The sequence below is a fragment of the Sporomusa sphaeroides DSM 2875 genome, from assembly GCF_001941975.2.
GTDB classification, from domain to species: Bacteria; Bacillota; Negativicutes; order Sporomusales; family Sporomusaceae; genus Sporomusa; species Sporomusa sphaeroides.
On record NZ_CP146991.1, the window covers coordinates 3,698,848 to 3,720,448 of the forward strand.

A 21,601-nucleotide genomic window follows, 5' to 3' on the forward strand; every position below is an offset into this window, starting at 1 on the left:
ATTTGGCAAATACCGGTAGTCTGCCAAGTCTAAAGCCATAGGATGAATAAGAACACTATGGCTTTGGGCTTGGCAGACTACTTTATTTTATCGCAAAGCTGCCGGCCCTGTCAAAACCCAATTTCACATTCCTGGTATACCACACCGGAAAAGTATTTACTTGCACATGTTTACAGTTTCACGATATAATTTTACCATATTTACCACATTTACCATATTGTAGAGAGGGGATATACCTATGTTAGAACTGGATAGTGGCGTCATTATTGCCTTTGTTGTTTACTTGGGTACAATGATGGCCATCGGCATCTATTACTGGCGGAAAGAACAAAATATGTCTGACTATATTTTGGGCGGCCGCCGCTTAGGTGCCTGGGTTACTTCGATGAGCGCGGAAGCCTCTGATATGAGCGGCTGGATGCTTATGGGACTGCCAGGTTATGCCTATGTGGCCGGTTTGGGGGCAGGCTGGATTGCGCTTGGCCTGATTATCGGGACCTGGGCAAACTGGCGTTTTATTGCCAAACGGCTGCGCAAATATACGGAGATTGCCAATGATTCACTGACCGTGCCTGATTATTTCCAAAACAGATTCCGGGATAATTCCCAATTGCTCCGGATTATTTCAGCGGTATTTATTCTTATTTTCTTCCTAATTTATACCTCTTCCGGTTTTGTCGCCGGCGGGAAATTGTTTAATACCGTATTTGGCATTCCTTACACCTGGGCTATGCTCCTGGGAGCTTTTGTCGTGGTATTTTACACCTTTCTTGGCGGCTTTATGGCGGTTTGCTGGACAGACTTTGTCCAGGGCGTCATGATGTTTTTTGCCATCCTGGCGGTGCCTATTACGGCTTCCTTCATGATGGGCGGTCCTGCAACCACAGCGGCGGCCTTATCCACACTCAACCCTGAAATGTTCAATCCGTTTACCACACCTGACGGCAAACCCTTGTCACTGATTGCTATTATATCGCTGCTGGCCTGGGGGCTTGGCTATTTTGGCCAGCCGCACATTTTGGTCAGATTTATGGCCATCCGGTCATCTTCACAAATCAAACAAGCCACCAATATCGCCATGACCTGGGTTATCCTGTCACTGTCGGCCGCTGTTCTGGTCGGAATGGTGGGCCGGGTATATCTAAAGCAGCCGCTGGCAGGTTCGGCGGTTGAGACGGTGTTTATGGTAATGACCCATGATCTATTTTCCAGTTTCTTTGCCGGTCTCATTCTCTCAGCCGTTTTAGCCGCCATTATGAGCACCGCTTCCTCCCAGCTGCTGGTTACTGCCTCGGCGGTATCGCAGGATTTCTATAAAGCATTAATCCGGAAGACTGCCGACGAAAAAGAGCTTGTCTGGGTCAGCCGGCTAACAGTAGTGGGTGTTACCATAATCGCTGTACTAATCGGCTTAGACCCCAATAACTTTGTCTTAGACATGGTTGCCTATGCCTGGGCTGGTTTTGGCGCCGCGTTCGGCCCGACACTGATCCTGTCACTCTTCTGGAAGCGCATGACCCGCAATGGGGCATTGGCCGGAATTATCGTCGGCGGTATCACGGTGCTTGTCTGGAAACAGCTGGCACTGTTCGGGCTCTATGAAATCGTGCCAGGCTTTATCTTATCCGGCCTGGCTATTTATGTGGTGAGCCTCCTGGACACCCCGCCGGCCAAAGAAATAGCCGAGGAGTTTGAGTCGGTAGGCAAAAGCAATATTTAAAGGAGAGGTTTTACTTTTGGCATCGCCCCATAAGCAGAGAACCAAGTTATTAGGAGCAATGCGACGCTCGAACTTGTGTGAATCGCTTAGTTCCAAGCGGAGCGCGGAACTTCCTTTAGCTAAATTCTAGGCCGGAAGGTTACGGGAGTTACCAGGTTAGCATCGTCTTTTTATCCGGGCGTCAACATCGCTAAGGCGCGGCTGGTCGTTATGCATAAGCGGAGGTTAAGCGCCAGCGTCGCAGCGTTGTATGACGGCCGGCCGCGCCGGGCCTGTGATTAGACCAAGAAAAAGCGGGATTGCTTCACAATCGTTTGAAGCAATCCCGCTTTTCCAATGGCTAAGCCACTCGGGCTATACTACTCTTTGTAAAAACGCCTGAGTCCGGGGCTGGGACGGTGAGCCGAACACCGCCTCCGGCGTTCCTTGTTCTACAATTTCACCATTATCCATAAAGATGACACGGTTGGCTACCTCGCGGGCAAAAGCCATTTCGTGGGTAACAACAATCATGGTCATGTGCTCCTCTGCCAGCTTACGCATGGCTTTCAGCACCTCGCCGGTAAGTTCCGGGTCAAGGGCCGAGGTCGGTTCGTCAAACAGCATGATATCCGGGTTCATCGCCAGGGCTCTGGCAATGGCTACCCGTTGTTTTTGCCCGCCTGACAGCCGTGACGGGTAAACATCCCGCTTTTCGAGCAAACCTACTTTGCCCAGCAGTTCTTCAGCCTGCGGCACAATGTCTTCCCGCTTAACCCCTTGGACCGTAATCGGCGCTTCAATCAGATTCTCCAGCACTGTCAGGTGGGGAAAGAGATTGAACTGTTGAAACACCATGCCCATCCGGCGGCAAATTCGTCTGGCCTCGGCTTCAGGCGCATAACGCACCTGACCGTCCGGACCGTTTGCCGCCAAAGTATCTCCTCCTATTTCAAGGATACCCTGGTCAATGGTTTCCAGGCGGTTGAGACAGCGCAAAAAAGTACTCTTGCCGGAGCCAGAGGGGCCGATAATAGCAATTACCTCGCCTTTGTTAACTTCCAGCGAAATGCCTTTAAGCACTTCCAGGTGATTGAATTGTTTATAAATATTCATAGCCTTAATCATGTTCATAACTACATACCTCTACTCGTCATATACAGCATACCGCTGCTCCAGTTTCTGAAACATCCAGGTAAGCACCAGGGTCATTAACAGATAAAACACACCGGCCACAATAAACGCCGTGGTATCAAAATCACGTTGTACAATGGCGCGGGTTGTTCTCAGCAAATCATTCATGGCCAGAACATAGATAAGCGAGGTATCTTTGACCAGGGTAATGGTTTCATTGCTCACAGGCGGCAGGACCCGTTTGATAACCTGTGGCAGGATGATCCGCTGCATGGTCTGCACATAGCTCATGCCCAGGACTCTGGCCCCTTCATATTGCCCACGGTCAATCGACTGGATGCCTGCACGGAATATCTCGGCAAAATAGGCAGCATAATTGAGAACAAAAGCCAGCAAGGCTGCCGAAAAATCCGGCAGCCTGATGCCAATATACGGCAGCAAAGGCAGACCAAAATAGATAAATAACAGCTGCAGCATCAGAGGCGTACCCCTAAACAGCCAGATATACACCCCGACGGCGCCGCTCAATACCTTAAACCGGGAAATACGGCCCAAGGCCAGGAAAAGACCAAGCGGCAGCGACAAAATTATAGTTGAGAAAAACATTTGCAGCGTTACCACCGTGCCATCCAGCATCGGCGGTAATATGCCCAGTATATAGTCCATGTGTTACTTCCTTACTTTACAATATCTTCACCAAACCACTGCTGAGAAATCTTGGCAGATGTACCATCTTTCTTCATTTCATCCAATGCTTTTTGCAGTTTGGCTGCTAATTCTTTATCATCTTTACGCAGACCCACACCATATTCCTCAGAACCGAAATGTTCGGTGAGAACACTGTATTCACCCGGCTTTTTGGCTATGTAGTAACGGCCCACGACTTCATCCACAACAACGGCATCAAGACGTCCGGTTTTCAAATCCATGAGTGCGGCCACATTATCGCCGTACTTTTTAAGTTCTTTAAACGATTGCATGGTAGCAGCATCTTTTTCAATGGCTTCAACACTGCTGCTGCCTTCTTGGGTGCCAATCACCTTACCGGCCAGATCGGCTTTGGTTTTAACCGGTGAATTAGCCGCTACAACAATAATTTGGCGGTTTTCCATATAAGCGTTGCTAAACAGAATATTTTCTTTGCGCTTTTCGGTAATAGTCAGGCCATTCCACAGAACATCCACCCGTTTGCCGCTGAGCTCGGCTTCTTTACTGTTCCAGTCAATGGGTTTGAACTCCACTGCCACACCCATCCGCTTGGTGGCTTCTTTAGCCATATCAACATCAAAACCTACGATATTGTTTTTGTCATCACGAAAACCCATGGGCGGAAAATTATCATCAAGGCCAACCACGATTTTTTTCTGTTCGGTTCCACCGCACCCGGCTACCAGCACACCGGCCACTAATAACACCAACATGGCTGCAATTAATTTTTTCACTTGTTTTACTCCTCCACTCTCCCTCTATTTGGTACCTTACGCCACCTAACTATTTGGATTATATAGCAGTCTTTTTCCGTCCTGCGTCGTTGTCGTCGCCTTACATATGTCCGATATGCGCGGCTCCTCCGCCTAGCAGGGCGAAAAAATCCTTGCTATCTAATCTCAAATGTTAAGTACCGCAAGGTACTGGTGGTTTGTCTGCATTTACGCTTTCAACACAGGCGAACCACTGACTCTATTTTACTTTAATACATTAAAGTTTGGAAGTAATGAAAAGTGCCGTTTTGGTAAACGGCTTTTGGTTTGTACCTAAAAATCTCTTGTTTACAAGCAAAATCGCAGAATATTGTTCTTTTAGCAAGGCACTGCCAAGAGACGGGAATAGTTACACCGGCAGCGCCGCTTCACAGGGTACGGCAGTCTGGCATTTGCCACAGCCGTAACGGGGCTTGAACCGTTCTGCCATGCTGTCAAGAAACTTAGCACAAAGATCATTGTTTTTGCCGGTAGTATCAATAGCTTGCGGCGGACAGCGCTTAATACAGGCGTTGCATTTACTGCAGTACTCGTCATAGGTTTGGTACTCACGAAGCGTCGCCGCCAGGTCGGCGGTGACAATAATGCTTCCCAGCCGCCCTGCCGCACCGGCTTTGGTAATAAACGACCGGTTCAGACTAAAAGTCCCTAAACCGGCAACAAAAGCAACATGCCGCTCCGACCAGTTGCTCTTGCGGTTAGCAACAGCATGCCGGGCGTCAATTCCCGGCGCTACCGCCTGATAGCCGGCCTGCACAAACCACTCTATCAGAAACTTGCGCAAAGCATTGTTAACCAGTTCGCCTTCAATCCGCGCATACAGCCATTCGGTTGCAGGCAGCTTCCCCTGTCTGTTGGCCTCCCGCACCTGCCGGGAAAAGGGCAGGAAATACGAAACAACCGACCGGGCGGCAGGCAGCCAGTCCCGTGGCAGCAGATGCCGCGGCCCGACAACCTCCTCCGCCTGTAATGACGCAAATAAACTATCCTCCGCCCAGGCCACCCCCACCAGCGGCCGGTCATAAATGGCAGACAGTCCGATTTCCGCCGCAGCATTCAGCGGTGTTGCGGCAATAAATTCTGCTATCGCCTGTTCAACCGAATATCGTTGCATGATTCTCCCTCCCGGTCTTAAGTGACGCTCCCGGACACAGCGACTCAGTCCGGTGCGTTCAGCCATTTGCCGTTATCGGCAGTCGTACCCCTGATATTATGAATAAGCGCGGTAAGCGGGGTTAGATTATCGGTGCTTGTTGAGAAACTGGTCATATACAGGATGCTGCCGGTGGCAGTATCATACACGGTTTGATCTAAGGTAACATAATATATGTTTTTCCTTGTTTTCAACTTATGGGCACTAATTTCCGGAACTACCAGCAAATTATAGCCCAGCGCGGCAGCCTGGTCGCGCAGGGAGCTGTCAGGCACGGCGGCTGCCAGCCTGTAGCCGGGCAGCACTCGGCGGTACTCATCCCAGATGGCCTGCTGCATATACCAAAATTCCGGCTGCAGCTTTGCCGGCAGATCATTCCTGGCCGGACTGACGTAAACCCTGGGAGCACCGGCTGCAGTCAGTTTCACAGGCAGCGTCAGCAAGCCCGCCTCTTCCGCCTGGTGGCGCTTATCGTAATATTCCTTGATGGCGGCATCCAGATAGCTGACCATCGCATGCTGTCCCTTATGAGTAACCTCCCGAGAAGTCCAGAGGATTTCCCGTCCAAATTGTTCATAGCCGGACAAGCCCTGCAAAATCCCGGTTACCGGGTCGCCGTGAATAACCACCCGGGTTACAGGCAGCACCGGCGCAAACTGTTCGACAAAGGCCTGGCTGCCGACAGCCGGCGCACCAAAAGTGATTACCTGAATTTGTTCCGGCTGTACCCCCAGGCTTAGCAAGCGTGCACCGGCAAGGGTGGCTGCCGCCCCTCCCAGGCTGTGTCCTGTCAGGTACACTTTCCGGTCTTTATTTTCCAGCAGCAATTCACTTAACAGGCGGGGAGTGCTGTCGTCCTTGGTTGCTGCTTTGGCCTGAAAGGCTGTTTCCACATATTTATAGAAACCATGATGCACTTTGGGCACCGAGTCAGGCATATGCTTCAGCGCAGCATTGGCGGCAAACTCCTCCGGTGTGCGCCCGGCAAAATACACCTGCCCCAGCGTCAGATTGGTCTTCACATTCTTAAGCGTTTCCGTACCGGCAATTGCCAATATATATAACGGCTCTCCACCGTCTGCCGATTCCTTTTTGGCAATCAGAAACCGGGCATCATCAATATCACCGTCTGCTATGAACGGCTGAATCTCCCAGCCTTCCTGCTCAAGATACTCATAGGAAAGACTGCCTGTTCTGTCACTATAGATTGCCAGACAAGCCCGTGCCGCCAACAATAAGGTATGCGCCTCCTCATAGTCTTCGCCGGCTCCGGCATGGGAGGCCAGCGGCATCAGGCACCATAGCACTATCAGCAGTTTACTGATGTATATTCTCAACTGTTTCATAACGTTTTTCTCCTGCGGAATGGATATACTGTTTATGTTAACCGCCGAGTAAAACTCCCGCCCTTGCAGGCGGCGTCAGAGCTGCTTACGCTCTGCTGAAACGGGTTTACTTGGCGGCTTCGATGGTAATCTTTTTAATCACAACATCTTCTACCGGCTTATCCTGAGAACCTGTCTTGACCTTGCCAATGGCGTGAACGACATCCATTCCCTCAATGACTTTGCCAAAGACGGCATGTTTGTTATCAAGCCACGGCGTGGCTGTCAGGGTGATGAAAAACTGGGAACCGCCGGTATTCGGTCCGGCATTTGCCATGGAAATAACCCCTTCGTCATGCCTGAGGTCGCGGTGGAATTCATCGGGAATTTTATAGCCGGGACCACCGGTACCGTTACCTTTCGGATCACCGCCCTGGATCATAAAATTATCGATAACGCGGTGAAAAATCAACCCATCATAGAAGCCCTTATTCACCAGGGTAATAAAATTCTGGGTGGTCTGCGGCGCCTTATCCTCAAACAGTTCCAAGCGGAAATTGCCTTTAGAGGTTTCGAACAAGGCACTACTGTTCTTCTGGGTTGTGGCTGCCGGCGCCTTAGGGGCGGGCTCTGCCGGCTTCGGTGAACCGGTATTGCTGCCGGCACAGCCAACCGTAAACAACAGTAAAAATGTCACCAACATCGCAAAAGTTACTGCATACTTCTTCACAAGTCTCACTCGCTTCCTATTTTACTATCCAGATATTAGTATACCATATCAGTCTAAATAAGTGAATCAGCAACGCACCGCCACAGAATGACGGTGCGTCTGCCGTATTTTTAATTGTGCTCTGCAGCCGTCCCGGTTTGCAGGGTTTTCCCGAACTTTATCCGCCACCAGGAGATGGCCCGGGCGGCATCAATTTCCTGGCGGATTTTATGCTGTGGCGGCGGCAGCTGCCCCTGCCGCGGCGAGTGGACTTCATTATAATCAGTATCGGCTTTCCCCATATGTCCGGCGGTAATCCAAAAGCCGTAATTCATGCCAAAGTCGTTGCCATTGGTCAAACTGCGCCCTACCGAATAATACTCGAAACCGGCAGGCGCAACAAGCTCCAGCAGGGTAGGTGCCAGATTGATGTGGCTGCCGGCGGCATTTTCCGGCAGACTTTCCCTGGTAACCCCTTTGCCATACAGGACTAAGGGAATGGCATAGCGCTCAAACAGCGGCGGATTGGCCTCCACGTTCAGCCTGTCGGCGTGGTCGCCGACAATAACAAACAAACTGTCAGGATATTTGCGCCTGGCCTCTGTTACAAATTGAGCCAGCATTTTGTCGGCATACCAAAAATGCCCCAGCTTTTTGATGAATTCCGGGTCGTCCTTGAGTTTTTCCGGCAATCCGGCGGTTACAAGGGCAGGATCAAAACCCTCGCCGGCCAAATCAACGGTGTAAGGTGAATGATTGGACACGGTAAGCACCACATGCAAACCCGGTTGGCTGTCAGTAACTCGCTCAAGCACGGCTTTATACAGATCACGGTCGTCACAGCCCCAGACATTGCCGCCGTCGCTGGTAAAGTCGCCCATACCGTAGAAGGCGTCAAAGCCCTGCGCCAGGGAAAAATCCCTGATCTTTTCCCAGGAGGCAGGCCCGGAATACCAAAAATCGGCCGTATAGCCCAGCCGTTTCAGCTGTGGCGCCAACGCGGTGCTATAAGGCTCCTTGTAGGACTCCGGCAAATAATTCAAATACAGGTTGGCTTCAGCCAAACCGGTAACGACCCCCATAACCCCGGAAATGGTACTCATGCCGTTAGGCAGCATATTCGGCGAAAACGCCGCGTTGTCTTGCGCAATAATACCTTTCAGACCACCGGCAAGATTAAGCTTGTCATATTGCGGCAATAACGGCCAGGCGGCATAGCTCTCGGCAATAATCAAGAAAACATGGCGGGGAGGCGAGTCTGTGCCTACCATCACTTTTTTGCGTAAGAAATCATCAACATTGGTTGATTGTACCGGACGCTCAGCCAGATAGCTGCCATAATCGACCAGCCTCCCCGGCTCCATATCCAGGCCGGTAGAGGAAGAAACCCGTTCATGCAGGACATATGCCCGGTACAGCGCCTGCACATCATCTAAGATGGCTTCATTCAGCAGTTGGTCCTTGGTTACCCCCGAGTTCTCCCAGTCAATATTATAAGCATAGGTCATCGTACCGCCAAAGCGGACAAAAATAGTCAGTTGATAAATAACGATAAGCAGGGCGGCGCGCAGGGCGATATTCAGATACCACTGGGGCAGCCGGGGAAAGGCATAGGTTTTGGCTGACAACCAGCGCTGCAGCAGCTTGCAGAGAAAAAAAGCCGTAGCACCGGCCAAGAGCAGTCTGACAGGCAGATTATATTGCTCGATAACAGTATAGGCTATGGCCGTGACATCATCACGCAGCGTATTGAACAGCAGTTGGTTAAACGCCATACGGAATTCCTGATAGTAAGGAATGCGGGCATGAAATAAAAAACTAAGGATAACAACATAGGCGATACCCAGATAAAGCCGGATATGACTTAGCCGCTTCCAGGAAATAAACAGCCTCAGGCCGGTGCAGCAAACCATGGGCAGTAAAACAAGCAACCCGGCGCTTTTCAGGCTGATGCGAAAACCGTAATACATCGCGGCCAAAAAATCTTTCATTGTCACGGCATCACTCAGAAAGGAGTGCATAACTACAATAAAACTCACACGAAACAGACAAAAAACAGCAAGAATGAAGACAAATAGCTTGCAATCCTGCTGTAATTCCCCAAAAAATTCATTCCAACTTACCAACCTGATGATAAACCCAACCTTTCTGCTATTGCCCTGCCCAAAGTAAAAAACCAGTGCTGTACTATATTCAAAACTCCGGTAGTTTTCTACTTTTTTTGCTAAAATCCTGCTTTATGTATCAAATATTTTCCCGGCAAAATGAGCAGTCCGGCTGACACCAGCCAAAGTCCCTGCAAATAGGCAAAAAAAATCCCCCGCCACCATCTCAGCAGAGGATTCCTGGGACGCGGGGACAGGTCCCTTGTCCCATAATTTATTTGAATTACTTGAGTGCTGTGGAAATTCAGTCCCGAATAATCTAAAAAACTTCATTATTTTAATTGTATTTTCTATCACCTCATCCATATTTCCATATAGATGAAATAACGTTATCCAGCCAATCCCTGGCAAAAACGGCAGAAGAGCTTAGGGCCATTGTAGTGAAATTTAAAGTGTAAAACAGCTCCAACCGGACGAAAAGGCGCTAATCTAGCTGATTAGCGCCTTTTGTTAAGTATTTATTCTGCTTTGCACAAAGCAATTGCTTCTACTTCAACCAACGCATCTTTCGGCAGGCGGGCTACTTCGACGCAGGCACGGGCCGGAAAGTCTTTGGTAAAATATTGGGCATACACAGCATTAATTGCCGCAAAGTCATTCATGTCTTTGATAAAAACAGTTGTTTTGACAACATCTTCTGTAGAGAGACCGGTAGCCTGTAAAATAGCTGCTACATTTTCCAGCGATTGCTTGGCCTGGTCTTCTACTTTGGCCGGAATAGTGCCGTCAGCCGGATTCACCGGCAACTGGCCTGAAATGAACAAAAGGCCGCCCGCTTTAATCGCCTGGGAATAGGGGCCGATAGCGGCCGGAGCCTTGTCAGTATTTACAATTGTTTTCATAGATGATTACCTCCAATTATTAATTAATAGTTAGGATTTGGTATTTTCTGTTTTCTCATCCTAACAATTAGTTTATAACAAGGAAACAAATGGTGCAATAACCAATAAAACCCCAATGATAAGGAACAGGTACCTTGTCCCACTAGCGTCTGTATACCAGTTTCCCGGCAAAGAAGGTCATATCTACCTTGACTTTGTCAATGTCAACAGGATTGATTGACAGCAAATCCCGGTCGAGGACCACCATGTCGGCCTGTTTGCCCACCTCCACCGAACCGGTTTGCTGCTCAATAAATAAAGCGTAGGCGCCATTGATGGTAAAACTTTTTATCATTTCCCTTACAGGAATACGTTCTGCTTTATTTAGCAAATACCGTGCATCATCCATATCGGTGATATCCTCAACGCCCAAAGCGGGACCGCTGTACATATTGCGGGTAACCCCGGTCTCGATGGCAAACAGGGGATTAGGTACAGGCGTGATCGAATAATCGGAAGAGGAGGCTATGATTACGCCCTGGTCTAAAAAGGAGCGCAGCGGATATTCGTATTCTGCCCGCTCACCCAAAATCCGGTAATCAACATACTTCCACCAGTTGGGGCTTTTGAAATGCCAGTAAGGCTGCACACTGGCAATGACCTGCAGTTCTTTGAATCTGGGTATATCGGCTTGATCAACAAGCTGCAGATGGGTAATGGTATTGCGAAAATCGCCTGCCGGAACCTGGCTGCGGATTGCGGCAAAGCTATCCAGCACCTGGCGTGTTGCCGCATCGCCGGTGGAGTGCACATGAATTTGCAACCCGCGTTGATTGGCCAGACAAAATGCCTCATTAAGCCTGTCCTGGTCCCATAAAAACTCACCGCAGTAATCGCTGCCTTTTCCCGCCGCTTGCGCATAGGGGGTTAACAAATAACTGGTTACTCCCTCAACAACCCCATCGGCAAAAAACTTGGCTGTCGTTATTTGAAAGTTAGGAGAATGATATTGTTCCTTAATCTGGTCAATAACCTCAAACTGAGCCTGCAAGGGCTCCCGGGGCTGGACCATGACGGCTCCCCGCACATGCAAGGCCAGATTCCCCTGTTGCTGCAATGTGTCCCACGCCTGCATAATCGGCTCTCTGGCGTTTCCCATAATCGAAAGGACACCGGTTATGCCCAGGCTGTGCATTTTGCGCTGAAAGGCATGGATGCCTTCGATATACTCTGCCGGAGTGTGCGAAGGCTGCAACGAAAGCCAGATAGCACTTTCTTTTAGAATTCCCCACGGCTCGCCGCTGGCGTCTTTTTCAATAATCCCGCCTTCGGGCGCCTGAGTATCACGGGTTATGCCGCTGACTGCAAGCGCCCGGGAGTTAAGCCACCAGCTATGCCCGTCCATGGCCCGCAACGCTACGGGAATATCCGGCGCCACAGTGTCAAGATGCTCTTTCCTCGGCCCTTTAAGCGCCTCTTCACCGCTAAAAGCACTCCACAGCCACCCCAGGCCAAACACTGCTTTAATTCCCGGATTTCGGGTAATAAAGTTTTTTATAGCCTCCAGATATCCTTCCAGACTGTTAATGCCAAACAGCTGCACCTCGTAAAGCTCAGCAAGGGCAATTCCCGGCGGGTGAATGTGGCTGTCAATCATGCCCGGAATGAGCATCCTGCCCTGCAAATCAATTCTTTCGGTATGTTCACCGGCATAAGTGCCAATTTGTTCATCACTGCCAACAGCAATAATTTTATCGCCCTTGACAGCCACCGCCTGACAGACGGTATCCTGCGCATCGGCAGTATACACTGCTCCGTTTACAAATACAATATCGGCCAAAAATTTCTGAAGCATGTAGCTCACCTACCTAACTCTATATCCTGGCTAGTGCCTGTCGCTATTTCGTCAAATGTACACATTTTCCATTTAAATAAAATAATATATAATTTAATGAAGACGGTCAATATAAAGTAAGAATTGCTTCAGCTGGAGTTTTATTCCCAGTTAAAGCAACTGCCACTCTTATCCTGGGACTGAGTCCCCGGAAAAAAATTTATCCGGAGGTACTGCCTATGAACATCATAGCCATTAACGGAAGCCCGCGAAAGAACTGGAATACCGCCATTCTGCTCGGCAAAGCCCTGGAAGGGGCTGCTTCGCAAGGCGCCGCCACTGAGCTCATCCATCTTTATGATTTGAGCTTCAAAGGCTGTATTAGCTGCTTTGCCTGCAAGCGAAAGGGAGGGCAAAGCTATGGGAAATGTGCAGTGAAAGATGACTTGACCCCGGTTCTGGAAAAGTTGGCGACCGCCGATGCCATTGTGCTGGGTTCGCCTATCTATTTTGGCAATGTTACCGGTGAAATGCGCTCTTTCCTTGAGCGACTGGCTTTTCCCTACCTGGTATATGATGCCACCTACTCCTCCTTATTCACCCGCAAGCTCCCTGTAGGTTTTATTTATACCATGAATGTTGATGAGAACAGAATGCAGGCCATGGGTTATCCCCAGAACCTGAAGGCAATGGAAATGTCACTGGAAAGACTGTTTGGCACCTGTGAAGCCTTATACAGTTATGATACCTGCCAATTTGACGATTATTCCAAATATGTCGTAACAGCGTTTAGCGAAGCGGATAAAGCCAAAAGGCGCGAAGAGGTATTTCCCTTAGATTGCCGGAAATCCTTTGAGATGGGCGTACGCTTCGCAACACCGGCGGCTTCCCGGTAAAAGCCAGACTGTACATATATCCTTGCGTTTACCTGCCGTTTTTATGACAAACATCCCCTGCTGTCAATACCCGTAAGGCTCTGTCAAAAAGCAAAGGCTGGGACAAGGGACCTGTCCCCTTGTCCCAGCCTATTTAGAAAAACATAACCACAAATGTTTATAGTAATTCAGAGCCTTCGGGCTCTTTTTTTGATGCCATACAGCCCGCTAACCATAAACCGGTGTTGCTATAATTGCGGCTGTTCAATTTTAGCGCCGGCTACATACCTTGCAACAATATTGCCAAGTTATTATTTGAATAGGGACAATGAACAATAGAATGTCCCCTCGCTTCTATTTTGTTTCTACTCTTCTATTATATCTGTTAAAAGTTGCACTCGTAAAATAATTTTCCAGATAAGAAACAAACACCTTTTGGACCGGCGATAACACCACTGCTTTTTTAAAAACAAGATGCAATTGCCGGGTAAATGCCTGTTTTCCAAGGTCATATACCTTGATTTGCCCCGTCTTTTCATAGGCAGCGGCAGCAACTTTGGAAACAAAGGATATTCCCATCCCGTGGGACACAGCGGATAAAATACCCTGGGTATCGTGGAAATAGGACACAACATTCAGATTCCGGACAGAAATGCCTTGCTTGTGCAGCAGCTGCTCCATTTCCGTGCGGGTGCCGGAGCCGTCCCCGCGCATTACAAAAGGCTGCTGCCGTAAAAACGATGACAGATCGCGATAAAGCTCCTCTTGGTTAACGATCATCGATTTAGGGGTAATCAACACCAGCCTGTCACGGTAGAAAGGAACCGTCAGCAAATGGCGGGAACTGACGCTGGTACCCACTATGCCAAAATCATACCGGTACCCCAAAAGACTTTCCGCAACCTGCAGGCTGTCTGCCTGGTGGACATCAAACACGATATGGGGATACTGTTGTTGAAATGCCGCAATGATCTCCGGCAGCAGGAACTGAGCAGGAACGGTAGAGGCTAAGATACTGATTTCTCCACCCATCTCCCGGTCAACTCTCTTAATACTGCCGATTGCCTCATCGCGCAGGGCAAGGATGCTTTTGGCGCGGTGAAACAGCTCTTTGCCTATCTGGGTCGGGTAAACGGTCCTGGTAGAACGTATTAAGAGTTGCGCCCCTATCTCGTTCTCCAGAGAACTGATGTGGGCGCTGATGGTCGGCTGAGACAAATAGATCATGTCGGCTGCCTTGGAAAAGCTGTTGTGTCGGACCACTGCGACAAATGCTTCCAGTTGTTTCATTTCCATCCTTGCTACCTCCCGCGAAGTTCCGCTCAACCACTGCACAAAGTATAGTAAATAGCCCGCCTCAAACTATGTCTCCTGCAGGTTTCAAGAACTATATGCACATTCTTACCGGCAATAAACCCTGAGTTAAGTCTTCGCTTCCTTTGATTACAACTAAAGGCTTAAACTGTTGTCATTAGTTTTCACATCCCTCTATAGCCCGGTAAAAAGTGGTCACCGGCTCAATGAAAACTTCTAGCATCCCGCCGCAAGCCATACCTTCCATCGCAGCTATATCGGCAGTCATTGATACTCTGTAGATGTGAGGCTTATCTTGGTCCATGACATGTAAAGCCATCCTGCGTACTTCCGCTTCCGCACAGCCGCCGCCGATTGTGCCATATGCCCGTCCGTCCCGGTAAAACAGCATCCTGGCGCCACTCTTACGCGGCGTTGAACCCTGCGATTTTATTATTGTCGCCAGCGCGGCCGGCGTTTTATCCCGCGCCGCAGCCAATGCCGCATCCAGGGTTTCCCGATCTGCGGCTGTCAGCATTTCGCAGATTTCCCCTTGTTTAACCGGCGTCGTATCTTTTAGAGATAACGTCTCTCCGGCACGACGGACACTGATTAGTTCCGCAGCAATACTGACGGCAATTTCCGCCGGAGTCTGCGCCCCAATCGCCAAGCCAATAGGCATATGTATCTGGTCAATTTTTTCCTGAGCCACTCCTTCCTCAGCCAAGGTTTGTTTTACCAATGCCACTTTCCGCCTGCTGCCGATCATTCCCAGGTAAGCAAATGGATACTTAATAACCGTCCTCAGGCAGTCCATATCATGGAGATGGCCGCGGGTAACAATGACAACGCTGCTTGCCGGCCCCAGTCTCACCACTTCTTCCAGATCGCTGAAACTGCAGCAGATGCTTCTGTCATGCACAGTCAAATATTCATTCATTGCGAAATCCGGCCGGTCATCGATCACGGTAATCTTATATCCCAGCAGATGCCCCACCTGAATTAGCTGCCTGGCAATATGGCCGCCGCCGAGGATTACAAGTTCCTGACAAGGCAGGTAAGGATCCAGCATAACCTTAACGATTTGCTCCGGCTCCTCCGGATTGGCAAGACTTGCCGTTCTAAACTTACCATCCTTCAGCGCTTCTCTGGACAAACACGCCAATTCTTCATCAAGCCAGTTCATCGGCAGCTTGATATTTCCCGTTCTGTTTTCACCGTCCGGCGAAAGCAGCGTTTTTTGCCCAAGTATATCACACGGCAGGTTTTCCACTCCGATAACTGTCGCTATTACTATTGCTTCCGGTAATTCAAATTCCATATTATTACACCCCCTCCTGCGTCAATACCACTGATTGTCACCGCCTAAGATAAATAGGTAGTTCCTTTGCCGAAGGTACAATTTGGATAGGTGCACTCAGTGCATGCACGGCATAGGCCTCCATGGGCCAGCGCCACTATGTCTTTGCGTGATACTTTTTCGCCTGCCAAAAGCCGGGGCAAAAGCAAATCAATAATAGTTATTTTGAAAAACATGCCACAGGCAGGCACGCCCATTACCGGTATATTATCCAGATAGGCAAGCATAAACATCGCCCCGGGGAGCGCTGGAGCACCATACTTTTCGACTTTGGCGCCGGATAATTTTATAGCATTCGGAGTAACGTCGTCGGGATCGACCGACATTCCTCCGGTGACAAAAATAATGTTTGCGCCATTATTGGCCATCTCTTTAATTTTAGTTGAAATGACTTCCATATCATCTGGAGCATATTCGAGTTTTAGGATTCTTGAGCCAAAAGCTTCCACCTTTTCAGTGATTACAGGGCTAAACCCATCGCGAATCCGCTGTTTAAAAACCTCGCTGCCAGTAATGACCACACCGACATCAAGCTTGCGAAAGGGAGCCACCTTAATAACCCATCCTGCCTGCCGGCAAATCCCTTCAGCCGCCATAATGACTTTTTCTTCAGTCACCAATGGTATAACTTTCGTTCCTGCCAACAATTCACCGCTTTTGACAACAGTATTATTGGGCAGTGTGGATAAAATCACGTCAGGCAGATTATTGATCGCCTCCAGAGCACGGACATTGACTTTAAAAAGACCGTCACGTTCAGCATATAGATTGACCCGGCTTTCCTTAGGCGGGCTACAGCGCACACCCTGATTCGCAACCGCTGCCCCCAGGCGGATTCCGGCCTCGTCCTCGTGCACATCGCCTGGTTCAAGCTCCAGGATATAAATGTTTTCTTTGCCCATTTTAAGCAGTTCTGGCACATCCTCCTCTTTGATTATGTACCCTTTTCTAAAAGGTGTGTCCTTAAACCCGCCCTGCACAACTTTTGTAAGATCATGGCTGAGCACCTTTCCAATTGCTTCTTCCACCTTAATTGTTTGTACTTTCATTGTTTTACTCCTTCAATCATTCTAAGTTCCAGGCATCCATACGGTGAATCCAACCACCTGTAAGAACACTCTAGTGGCATAATACATGATTCGCACAAGGAATAGACAAAACAGAAGCTGGTGCGGCAACCCCATCTTTTTATCTACAACTTAAACTTGCTTACAGCTTGCGTCAAATTCTCCGCCAATTGAGCCAACGCCTCGCTGGCAGCGGCAATTTGCTGCATGGAGGCTGCTTGCTGTTCGGTAACTGCCGATACTGTCTGGGTTTGACCTGCGGTATCTTTGTTTATTTCCTCAAGTTCCTTTACGGTAGCAACAATATCCTGGCTGCCGCCGGCAACGCGCTGTACGGCACTGGTAATTTGTCCTACCTGCGTTGATACCTGGTCAAACAGTTTCACTATTTCGGCAAAAGCAATTCCCGCGTTATTGACAACCTCTGCCCCGATTTTCACCTCACGGTTGCCTTCATCCATAGCCAAAACCGCACCGGTTGTCTCATCTTGGATTTCGCCAATTAAGACGGCAATCAGCTTGGCGGCTTCCTGAGATTGTTCTGCTAATTTGCGGACCTCCTCAGCCACTACCGCAAAGCCGCGCCCTTGCTCGCCGGCACGGGCGGCCTCAATGGCGGCGTTCAGAGCCAAGAGGTTGGTCTGGCTGGCAATACCGGCAATGGTGCCGACAATTTGTCCGATTTCTTTAGAGCGTTCCCCCAGCTTAACTACAATCTGGGCCGAGTGTGTCACTTTTGTTTCAATATTAGCCATTTGGCGCACTGCCGCTTCCACGGCTTGGCTCCCATCTTGGGCAGCACCTGATGCTTTTCCGGCAGTTGCCTCAACTATACCAACATTATCGGCAACCTGAGCAAGCTCTTGTGAAATGCGTTCAACAGCAGCCGCAGCTTCGTCAATAGCTCCGGTTTGCCGCTCCGTACCTGCCGACACCGCCGTGATGCTCGTGGCTGCCTGGGTTGCGCCCTGCGCCGACTGCTCGGCACTTGCCGTCAGTTCTTCTGACGAAGAGGCCAGATGCTCGGACGATTGCATTACCTGCAGCATCAATCTGCTCAGGTTGTCAGACATGGTAGCAAAGGCTGCGCTCAATTGACCAATTTCATCGTTACTTACATACTTTGTCCCTATGTTGCGAAGATCTCCTGCCGCTACTTTGTTGGCGGTTTCAGCCAATATTCGCAGCGGATTGACAACACGCCGATTGACAAGATAGGATAAGATAAGCACAAACAAGATAAGGGAGACAATCACCAGAATCAGGTTAGAATATATAAGTTTATTCAGTCCTGCATAAACTTCCTCAGTCGGATAAACCAATACCAGGGTAAAGCCTGTACTGCCAATGGGAGCATATGCAACATAATTATCTTTCACCTGCATAACTCCGGTTTTGCCTGATTGCAGCGCGACCTGTCCCAGTGCCTTCCAATCCGCGTCAGCCGCTTCGGTAAGGTTTACTGATAAGTCTTTCGTCTCCCCGGTTTTAGAACCGGTATGATTGCCAATCACCGCACCGGCTCTGGTAAGGGCGAAGGCATAACCGCTCTGTCCCACGCGAATGTCTGCTATCTGCTGCTTAAAAGTATCTAAGGTGAAGTCGGTCTCAGCCACGCCGATGCGTTTACCGTTTTTTTCTATCGGGTGAACGCAAGTTACCCAGATGGTATCAGCGCCGGTTGAGTCTGCATATGGTTCTGTATAATCGACTGATTTTTGCGTACTAACACCCAATTTATACCATGGATTCGCGTGATAATTCCCGGAACTATATGCCCACGTCAAAGCAGGTGTACCGTTTTTATCCTTCACTATGTACGGCCAATGATTTTTTACATCCGGTTGATAGGCATATGGCTCAAATGCAATGCCGGCACCGACAAATGTTTTGCTTTTTTGTACAGTTTTCATAATATAATTAAGGATTATATCCTCACGATACTCTGTCATAGTTTCGAACATATTACCAATGGTTATTGCCTCATCGGCGATCTCTTTTAATGGGATATACAAGTTAGTAGCCTCTTGTGACGCCTGAAACAATAACTGTTCTTCCAGTTGGGTTACTACATACTCCCTGGTCTGTGTTGACGAAACATAGGTCTGGATACTAAATACCAATAGGGTAATACCGGCAATGATAAGTACAAAAAAAGTTCGAATACTCTTCACAGGCTTTTCTCCTTGTATTATAGAGTAGTAGTTATTAGAGCCCCTCTCCAAGGGCTATATGCTACACTGTAAAGGATGCTGTGGATTGGTTTTATCTCCTACCACCAGATGGTTCAAGAGAGGCTCCAACCGCAGCCCTTTGCAGGTTTGTTAATCAGTTAGATACCGCCAGACGGTTGATGTAGAACAAGGTTACAAGAGCAAAGTGTTCTGTGGGTACAGCATCAAATAATACCGTTGGAGGTCTTGCTATGATTTGTGTCGGGATTGATGTCGCTAAGGATAAACACGACTGCTTCATCATCAGTTCGGAGGGTAAAGTCCTTGCAAATGTGTTCACCATCCAAAACAGCATGGAAGGATTTGGCTACCTGTTGGAAAAAATCCGTGCCTGTTCTTTGCCCCTGGACAAAATAAAGGTAGGGCTTGAGGCTACCGGACACTACAGCTACAACATTCTCGGGTTTCTCCTTGACAATGGTCTGGACACCTATGTCATTAACCCCTTGCACACCAATCTTTACCGGAAAAGCCTCACCCTGCGAAAGACGAAGACTGACCGTGTCGATGCGCGAACAATTGCGGCTATGCTCATGTCTGATGTGGGCCTCAAGCCCTACACAGACACAGCTTACCACAATGAGGAGCTAAAGTCACTCACCAGATACCGGTTCGACAAGGTGAAGGTACGCGCTAAGCTGAAGTCCTCAATTGCCAGGCTGGTATGCATCCTGTTCCCGGAGCTGGAAAAGCTGGTATCGTCACTCCATATGGCCTCTGTTTACGCCTTGCTCGATGAGTTCCCGGGGGCTAAGCAGATTGCAGCGGCACATCTGACGCGGCTCACCCATTTGCTTGCCGAATCCTCCAAAGGCCGTTACGGACGGGACAAAGCCATAGAGATACGTGAAGCCGCCAGGCAATCGATTGGCTCTGTGACGACCGCGAAATCACTGGAACTGCGGCATACCATCCGGCTCATCCGTGAACTCGATGCCGAGATTGCGGAAATTGAACAGGTCATCCAACGCATCATGGACAAGATGCTTTCGCCTATTACCACGATTCCCGGCATTGGCTACAGGATGGGGGCTATGATTCTGTCTGAGGTGGGTGACTTTTCACGCTTTGATTCCCCTGACAAGATTTTGGCCTATGCCGGCCTGTCGCCCTCTACCTACCAATCCGGGCAGCTTAAAAATTGCTATGCCCATATGGAGAAGCGCGGCTCCAGATACCTACGCTATGCCATCTTCAATGCCACAAAATTTGTTTGCCTTTGGGACCCTGTCTTTGCCGCTTACCTCGCCAGGAAACGCGCCGAGGGAAAGCATTACAATGTGGCCATCTCTCATGCTGCCAAGAAGCTGGTCCGGCTCATTTATGCTCTGGAGAAATCCGGCGAGCCTTATCGTCTGGCAGCCTGATTCTCTCTCGATAGCCCGCATGGCGTCCTGTGGACGTCTGTTTTGCTATACCCTTTTTTGAACCATCTGTTTTTTGTCCTCCATCCTCAAATTCGGGCTTGACTTTTAATAGTTAGTCTCTCTTTGTGTAGAATCTCTATATGTTCAACGATATACTGCTAAAGATCCCGACACGGAATATACAGATGTAATAACGCTTCCAGCACACCGCCGCCAACAGCTCTGGCCTTATCAGATATGGTAAAGCAGTGTTCGCGCCTACAGCGGGGATCGACGTCGCCCAGTTTCATGCCTGTTTCGACAATAAGCCGGTTTTGCAAGAGACCACGCAGTACGCCGTCAATAGCTGCTTTGACAGGAATATCACCGACATGACCGACAATATCCCCGGCGGCAACTGTGTCTCCTATTTGACGACAGCCAATAAACAGGCCGTCAGCCGGTGACTTTATCAGGCGTTCCAGCGTAAACCCGCCTATTTCACCGGGAATACCGGTATTCTCTATGGCTGTTCCTTGATAAATAACCCGGCCCAGTTCATGGCCGCGCATGGTTTCCACCACAGCATGAACATCTTCCCCGGCGGTAAAGCCGGGACCTACGCCAATCACTACCGGCGCATCAGTAAGTTGAGTGCCATTATTGCGTTTGGCAATAATGGCGTCAACTACTGCCACCGGCTTAAGCGCAGCGATAACCTTCTCGACCGACTGCGGCTCTTCTGCCAATAACACGGGAATCAGCCCGCACTCTATGAGCGTTCGCGCCTCATCAAGCTTAGCCAGCCTGGCGGTCACTCCCTCTACGGTTACCGGCGCGCATTGTATCACGGCCTGGGCAAAGGCTGCCGTCCGCCGAACCACGGTTGGCAGAGCTATTTCCAAGATGACTACCTGAAAATTACTCTGATACAAGCGGTGAGCAATGCCTGTAGCAATATCACCGCCACCTTTTACTATGACTAAATTGTTCATATTTTCATACCCCGCAAAGCTAAAGTTACACAACACAGCTATGTTTTAAAGATATCATGAGTTTTGAACTCGAAAATGACAGCTGCAGCTCATTTAACAGGAAACCCGGA

17 protein-coding genes are annotated in these 21,601 nt (G+C 49.3%); 3 read left to right on the top strand and 14 right to left on the bottom strand.

The genetic code is table 11. The features are described 5' to 3' along the window. Window positions 1-238 precede the first annotated feature (238 nt). Window positions 239-1,720, top strand: coding sequence for a sodium/proline symporter PutP (putP, locus tag SPSPH_RS17320; RefSeq protein ID WP_075757005.1), 1,482 nt, complete (start codon window positions 239-241; stop codon window positions 1,718-1,720). A 354-nt stretch (window positions 1,721-2,074) separates the two neighbouring features. Here putP and SPSPH_RS17325 read toward each other — a convergent pair whose 3' ends face one another. From SPSPH_RS17325 to SPSPH_RS17365, 9 genes are all read right to left on the bottom strand, one after another. Beyond that, on the bottom strand, window positions 2,075-2,833 hold the full coding sequence (locus SPSPH_RS17325) for an amino acid ABC transporter ATP-binding protein (protein ID WP_075757004.1): 759 nt from the start codon (window positions 2,831-2,833) through the stop codon (window positions 2,075-2,077). A 12-nt stretch (window positions 2,834-2,845) separates the two neighbouring features. After that, the gene (locus SPSPH_RS17330) at window positions 2,846-3,499 is read right to left on the bottom strand and encodes an amino acid ABC transporter permease (RefSeq protein WP_075757003.1); all 654 of its coding nucleotides are present in this window, start codon (window positions 3,497-3,499) and stop codon (window positions 2,846-2,848) included. Between the two features lie 11 nt (window positions 3,500-3,510). Further along, entirely contained in the window at window positions 3,511-4,275 is a 765-nt protein-coding gene (locus tag SPSPH_RS17335) for an amino acid ABC transporter substrate-binding protein (RefSeq protein ID WP_075757002.1), read from the bottom strand. A gap of 388 nt (window positions 4,276-4,663) precedes the next feature. Beyond that, window positions 4,664-5,428 carry an epoxyqueuosine reductase gene (locus SPSPH_RS17340; RefSeq protein ID WP_083945650.1) on the bottom strand — a complete coding sequence of 255 codons (765 nt, stop codon included), beginning with the start codon at window positions 5,426-5,428 and terminating at the stop codon, window positions 4,664-4,666. A gap of 44 nt (window positions 5,429-5,472) precedes the next feature. Next, window positions 5,473-6,813 (bottom strand): lipase family protein, encoded by a 1,341-nt coding sequence (locus SPSPH_RS17345; RefSeq protein ID WP_075757001.1) that lies wholly within the window; start codon window positions 6,811-6,813, stop codon window positions 5,473-5,475. A 106-nt stretch (window positions 6,814-6,919) separates the two neighbouring features. Beyond that, on the bottom strand, window positions 6,920-7,495 hold the full coding sequence (locus SPSPH_RS17350; protein WP_075757240.1) for a peptidylprolyl isomerase: 576 nt from the start codon (window positions 7,493-7,495) through the stop codon (window positions 6,920-6,922). A 137-nt stretch (window positions 7,496-7,632) separates the two neighbouring features. Further along, entirely contained in the window at window positions 7,633-9,492 is a 1,860-nt protein-coding gene (locus SPSPH_RS17355; RefSeq protein ID WP_233139139.1) for an LTA synthase family protein, read from the bottom strand. A 632-nt stretch (window positions 9,493-10,124) separates the two neighbouring features. Beyond that, window positions 10,125-10,508, bottom strand: a complete 384-nt coding sequence (locus tag SPSPH_RS17360; RefSeq protein ID WP_075756998.1) for a RidA family protein — start codon at window positions 10,506-10,508, stop codon at window positions 10,125-10,127. 142 nt (window positions 10,509-10,650) lie between these two features. Continuing rightward, window positions 10,651-12,342, bottom strand: a complete 1,692-nt coding sequence (locus tag SPSPH_RS17365) for an amidohydrolase (RefSeq protein ID WP_075756997.1) — start codon at window positions 12,340-12,342, stop codon at window positions 10,651-10,653. 218 nt (window positions 12,343-12,560) lie between these two features. Here SPSPH_RS17365 and SPSPH_RS17370 point away from each other — a divergent pair, with 218 nt between their 5' ends. After that, on the top strand, window positions 12,561-13,217 hold the full coding sequence (locus SPSPH_RS17370) for a flavodoxin family protein (RefSeq protein WP_075756996.1): 657 nt from the start codon (window positions 12,561-12,563) through the stop codon (window positions 13,215-13,217). Between the two features lie 333 nt (window positions 13,218-13,550). Here SPSPH_RS17370 and SPSPH_RS17375 read toward each other — a convergent pair whose 3' ends face one another. The 4 genes from SPSPH_RS17375 to SPSPH_RS17390 form a co-directional block, all read right to left on the bottom strand. Then, window positions 13,551-14,492, bottom strand: a complete 942-nt coding sequence (locus tag SPSPH_RS17375) for a selenium metabolism-associated LysR family transcriptional regulator (protein ID WP_075756995.1) — start codon at window positions 14,490-14,492, stop codon at window positions 13,551-13,553. Between the two features lie 175 nt (window positions 14,493-14,667). Next, window positions 14,668-15,810 (bottom strand): XdhC/CoxI family protein, encoded by a 1,143-nt coding sequence (locus SPSPH_RS17380; protein ID WP_075756994.1) that lies wholly within the window; start codon window positions 15,808-15,810, stop codon window positions 14,668-14,670. 44 nt (window positions 15,811-15,854) lie between these two features. Beyond that, a complete protein-coding gene (locus tag SPSPH_RS17385; protein WP_075756993.1) occupies window positions 15,855-16,898 on the bottom strand; it encodes a molybdopterin-binding protein in 1,044 nt (347 codons plus the stop codon). A gap of 143 nt (window positions 16,899-17,041) precedes the next feature. Next, entirely contained in the window at window positions 17,042-19,090 is a 2,049-nt protein-coding gene (locus tag SPSPH_RS17390; protein ID WP_075756992.1) for a methyl-accepting chemotaxis protein, read from the bottom strand. A 251-nt stretch (window positions 19,091-19,341) separates the two neighbouring features. On the opposite strand from SPSPH_RS17390, the gene SPSPH_RS17395 reads away from it, so the two are divergent. After that, a complete protein-coding gene (locus SPSPH_RS17395; protein ID WP_075754228.1) occupies window positions 19,342-20,517 on the top strand; it encodes an IS110 family transposase in 1,176 nt (391 codons plus the stop codon). A 158-nt stretch (window positions 20,518-20,675) separates the two neighbouring features. Here SPSPH_RS17395 and yqeB read toward each other — a convergent pair whose 3' ends face one another. Continuing rightward, window positions 20,676-21,491, bottom strand: a complete 816-nt coding sequence (yqeB, locus tag SPSPH_RS17400; RefSeq protein ID WP_075756991.1) for a selenium-dependent molybdenum cofactor biosynthesis protein YqeB — start codon at window positions 21,489-21,491, stop codon at window positions 20,676-20,678. Window positions 21,492-21,601: the final 110 nt, after the last annotated feature.

Bases quoted from the DNA above. Each gene is read 5' to 3' on its own strand.
- SPSPH_RS17380 (WP_075756994.1), bottom strand. From the start codon at position 15,810: ATGGAATTTGAATTACCGGAAGCAATAGTAATAGCGACAGTTATCGGA.
- SPSPH_RS17375 (WP_075756995.1), bottom strand. From the start codon at position 14,492: ATGGAAATGAAACAACTGGAAGCATTTGTCGCAGTGGTCCGACACAAC.
- SPSPH_RS17370 (WP_075756996.1), top strand. From the start codon at position 12,561: ATGAACATCATAGCCATTAACGGAAGCCCGCGAAAGAACTGGAATACC.
- SPSPH_RS17365 (WP_075756997.1), bottom strand. From the start codon at position 12,342: ATGCTTCAGAAATTTTTGGCCGATATTGTATTTGTAAACGGAGCAGTG.
- SPSPH_RS17340 (WP_083945650.1), bottom strand. From the start codon at position 5,428: ATGCAACGATATTCGGTTGAACAGGCGATAGCAGAATTTATTGCCGCA.
- SPSPH_RS17345 (WP_075757001.1), bottom strand. From the start codon at position 6,813: ATGAAACAGTTGAGAATATACATCAGTAAACTGCTGATAGTGCTATGG.
- SPSPH_RS17350 (WP_075757240.1), bottom strand. From the start codon at position 7,495: ATGTTGGTGACATTTTTACTGTTGTTTACGGTTGGCTGTGCCGGCAGC.
- SPSPH_RS17355 (WP_233139139.1), bottom strand. From the start codon at position 9,492: ATGAAAGATTTTTTGGCCGCGATGTATTACGGTTTTCGCATCAGCCTG.
- SPSPH_RS17385 (WP_075756993.1), bottom strand. From the start codon at position 16,898: ATGAAAGTACAAACAATTAAGGTGGAAGAAGCAATTGGAAAGGTGCTC.
- SPSPH_RS17360 (WP_075756998.1), bottom strand. From the start codon at position 10,508: ATGAAAACAATTGTAAATACTGACAAGGCTCCGGCCGCTATCGGCCCC.
- SPSPH_RS17325 (WP_075757004.1), bottom strand. From the start codon at position 2,833: ATGAACATGATTAAGGCTATGAATATTTATAAACAATTCAATCACCTG.
- putP (WP_075757005.1), top strand. From the start codon at position 239: ATGTTAGAACTGGATAGTGGCGTCATTATTGCCTTTGTTGTTTACTTG.
- SPSPH_RS17395 (WP_075754228.1), top strand. From the start codon at position 19,342: ATGATTTGTGTCGGGATTGATGTCGCTAAGGATAAACACGACTGCTTC.
- SPSPH_RS17330 (WP_075757003.1), bottom strand. From the start codon at position 3,499: ATGGACTATATACTGGGCATATTACCGCCGATGCTGGATGGCACGGTG.
- yqeB (WP_075756991.1), bottom strand. From the start codon at position 21,491: ATGAACAATTTAGTCATAGTAAAAGGTGGCGGTGATATTGCTACAGGC.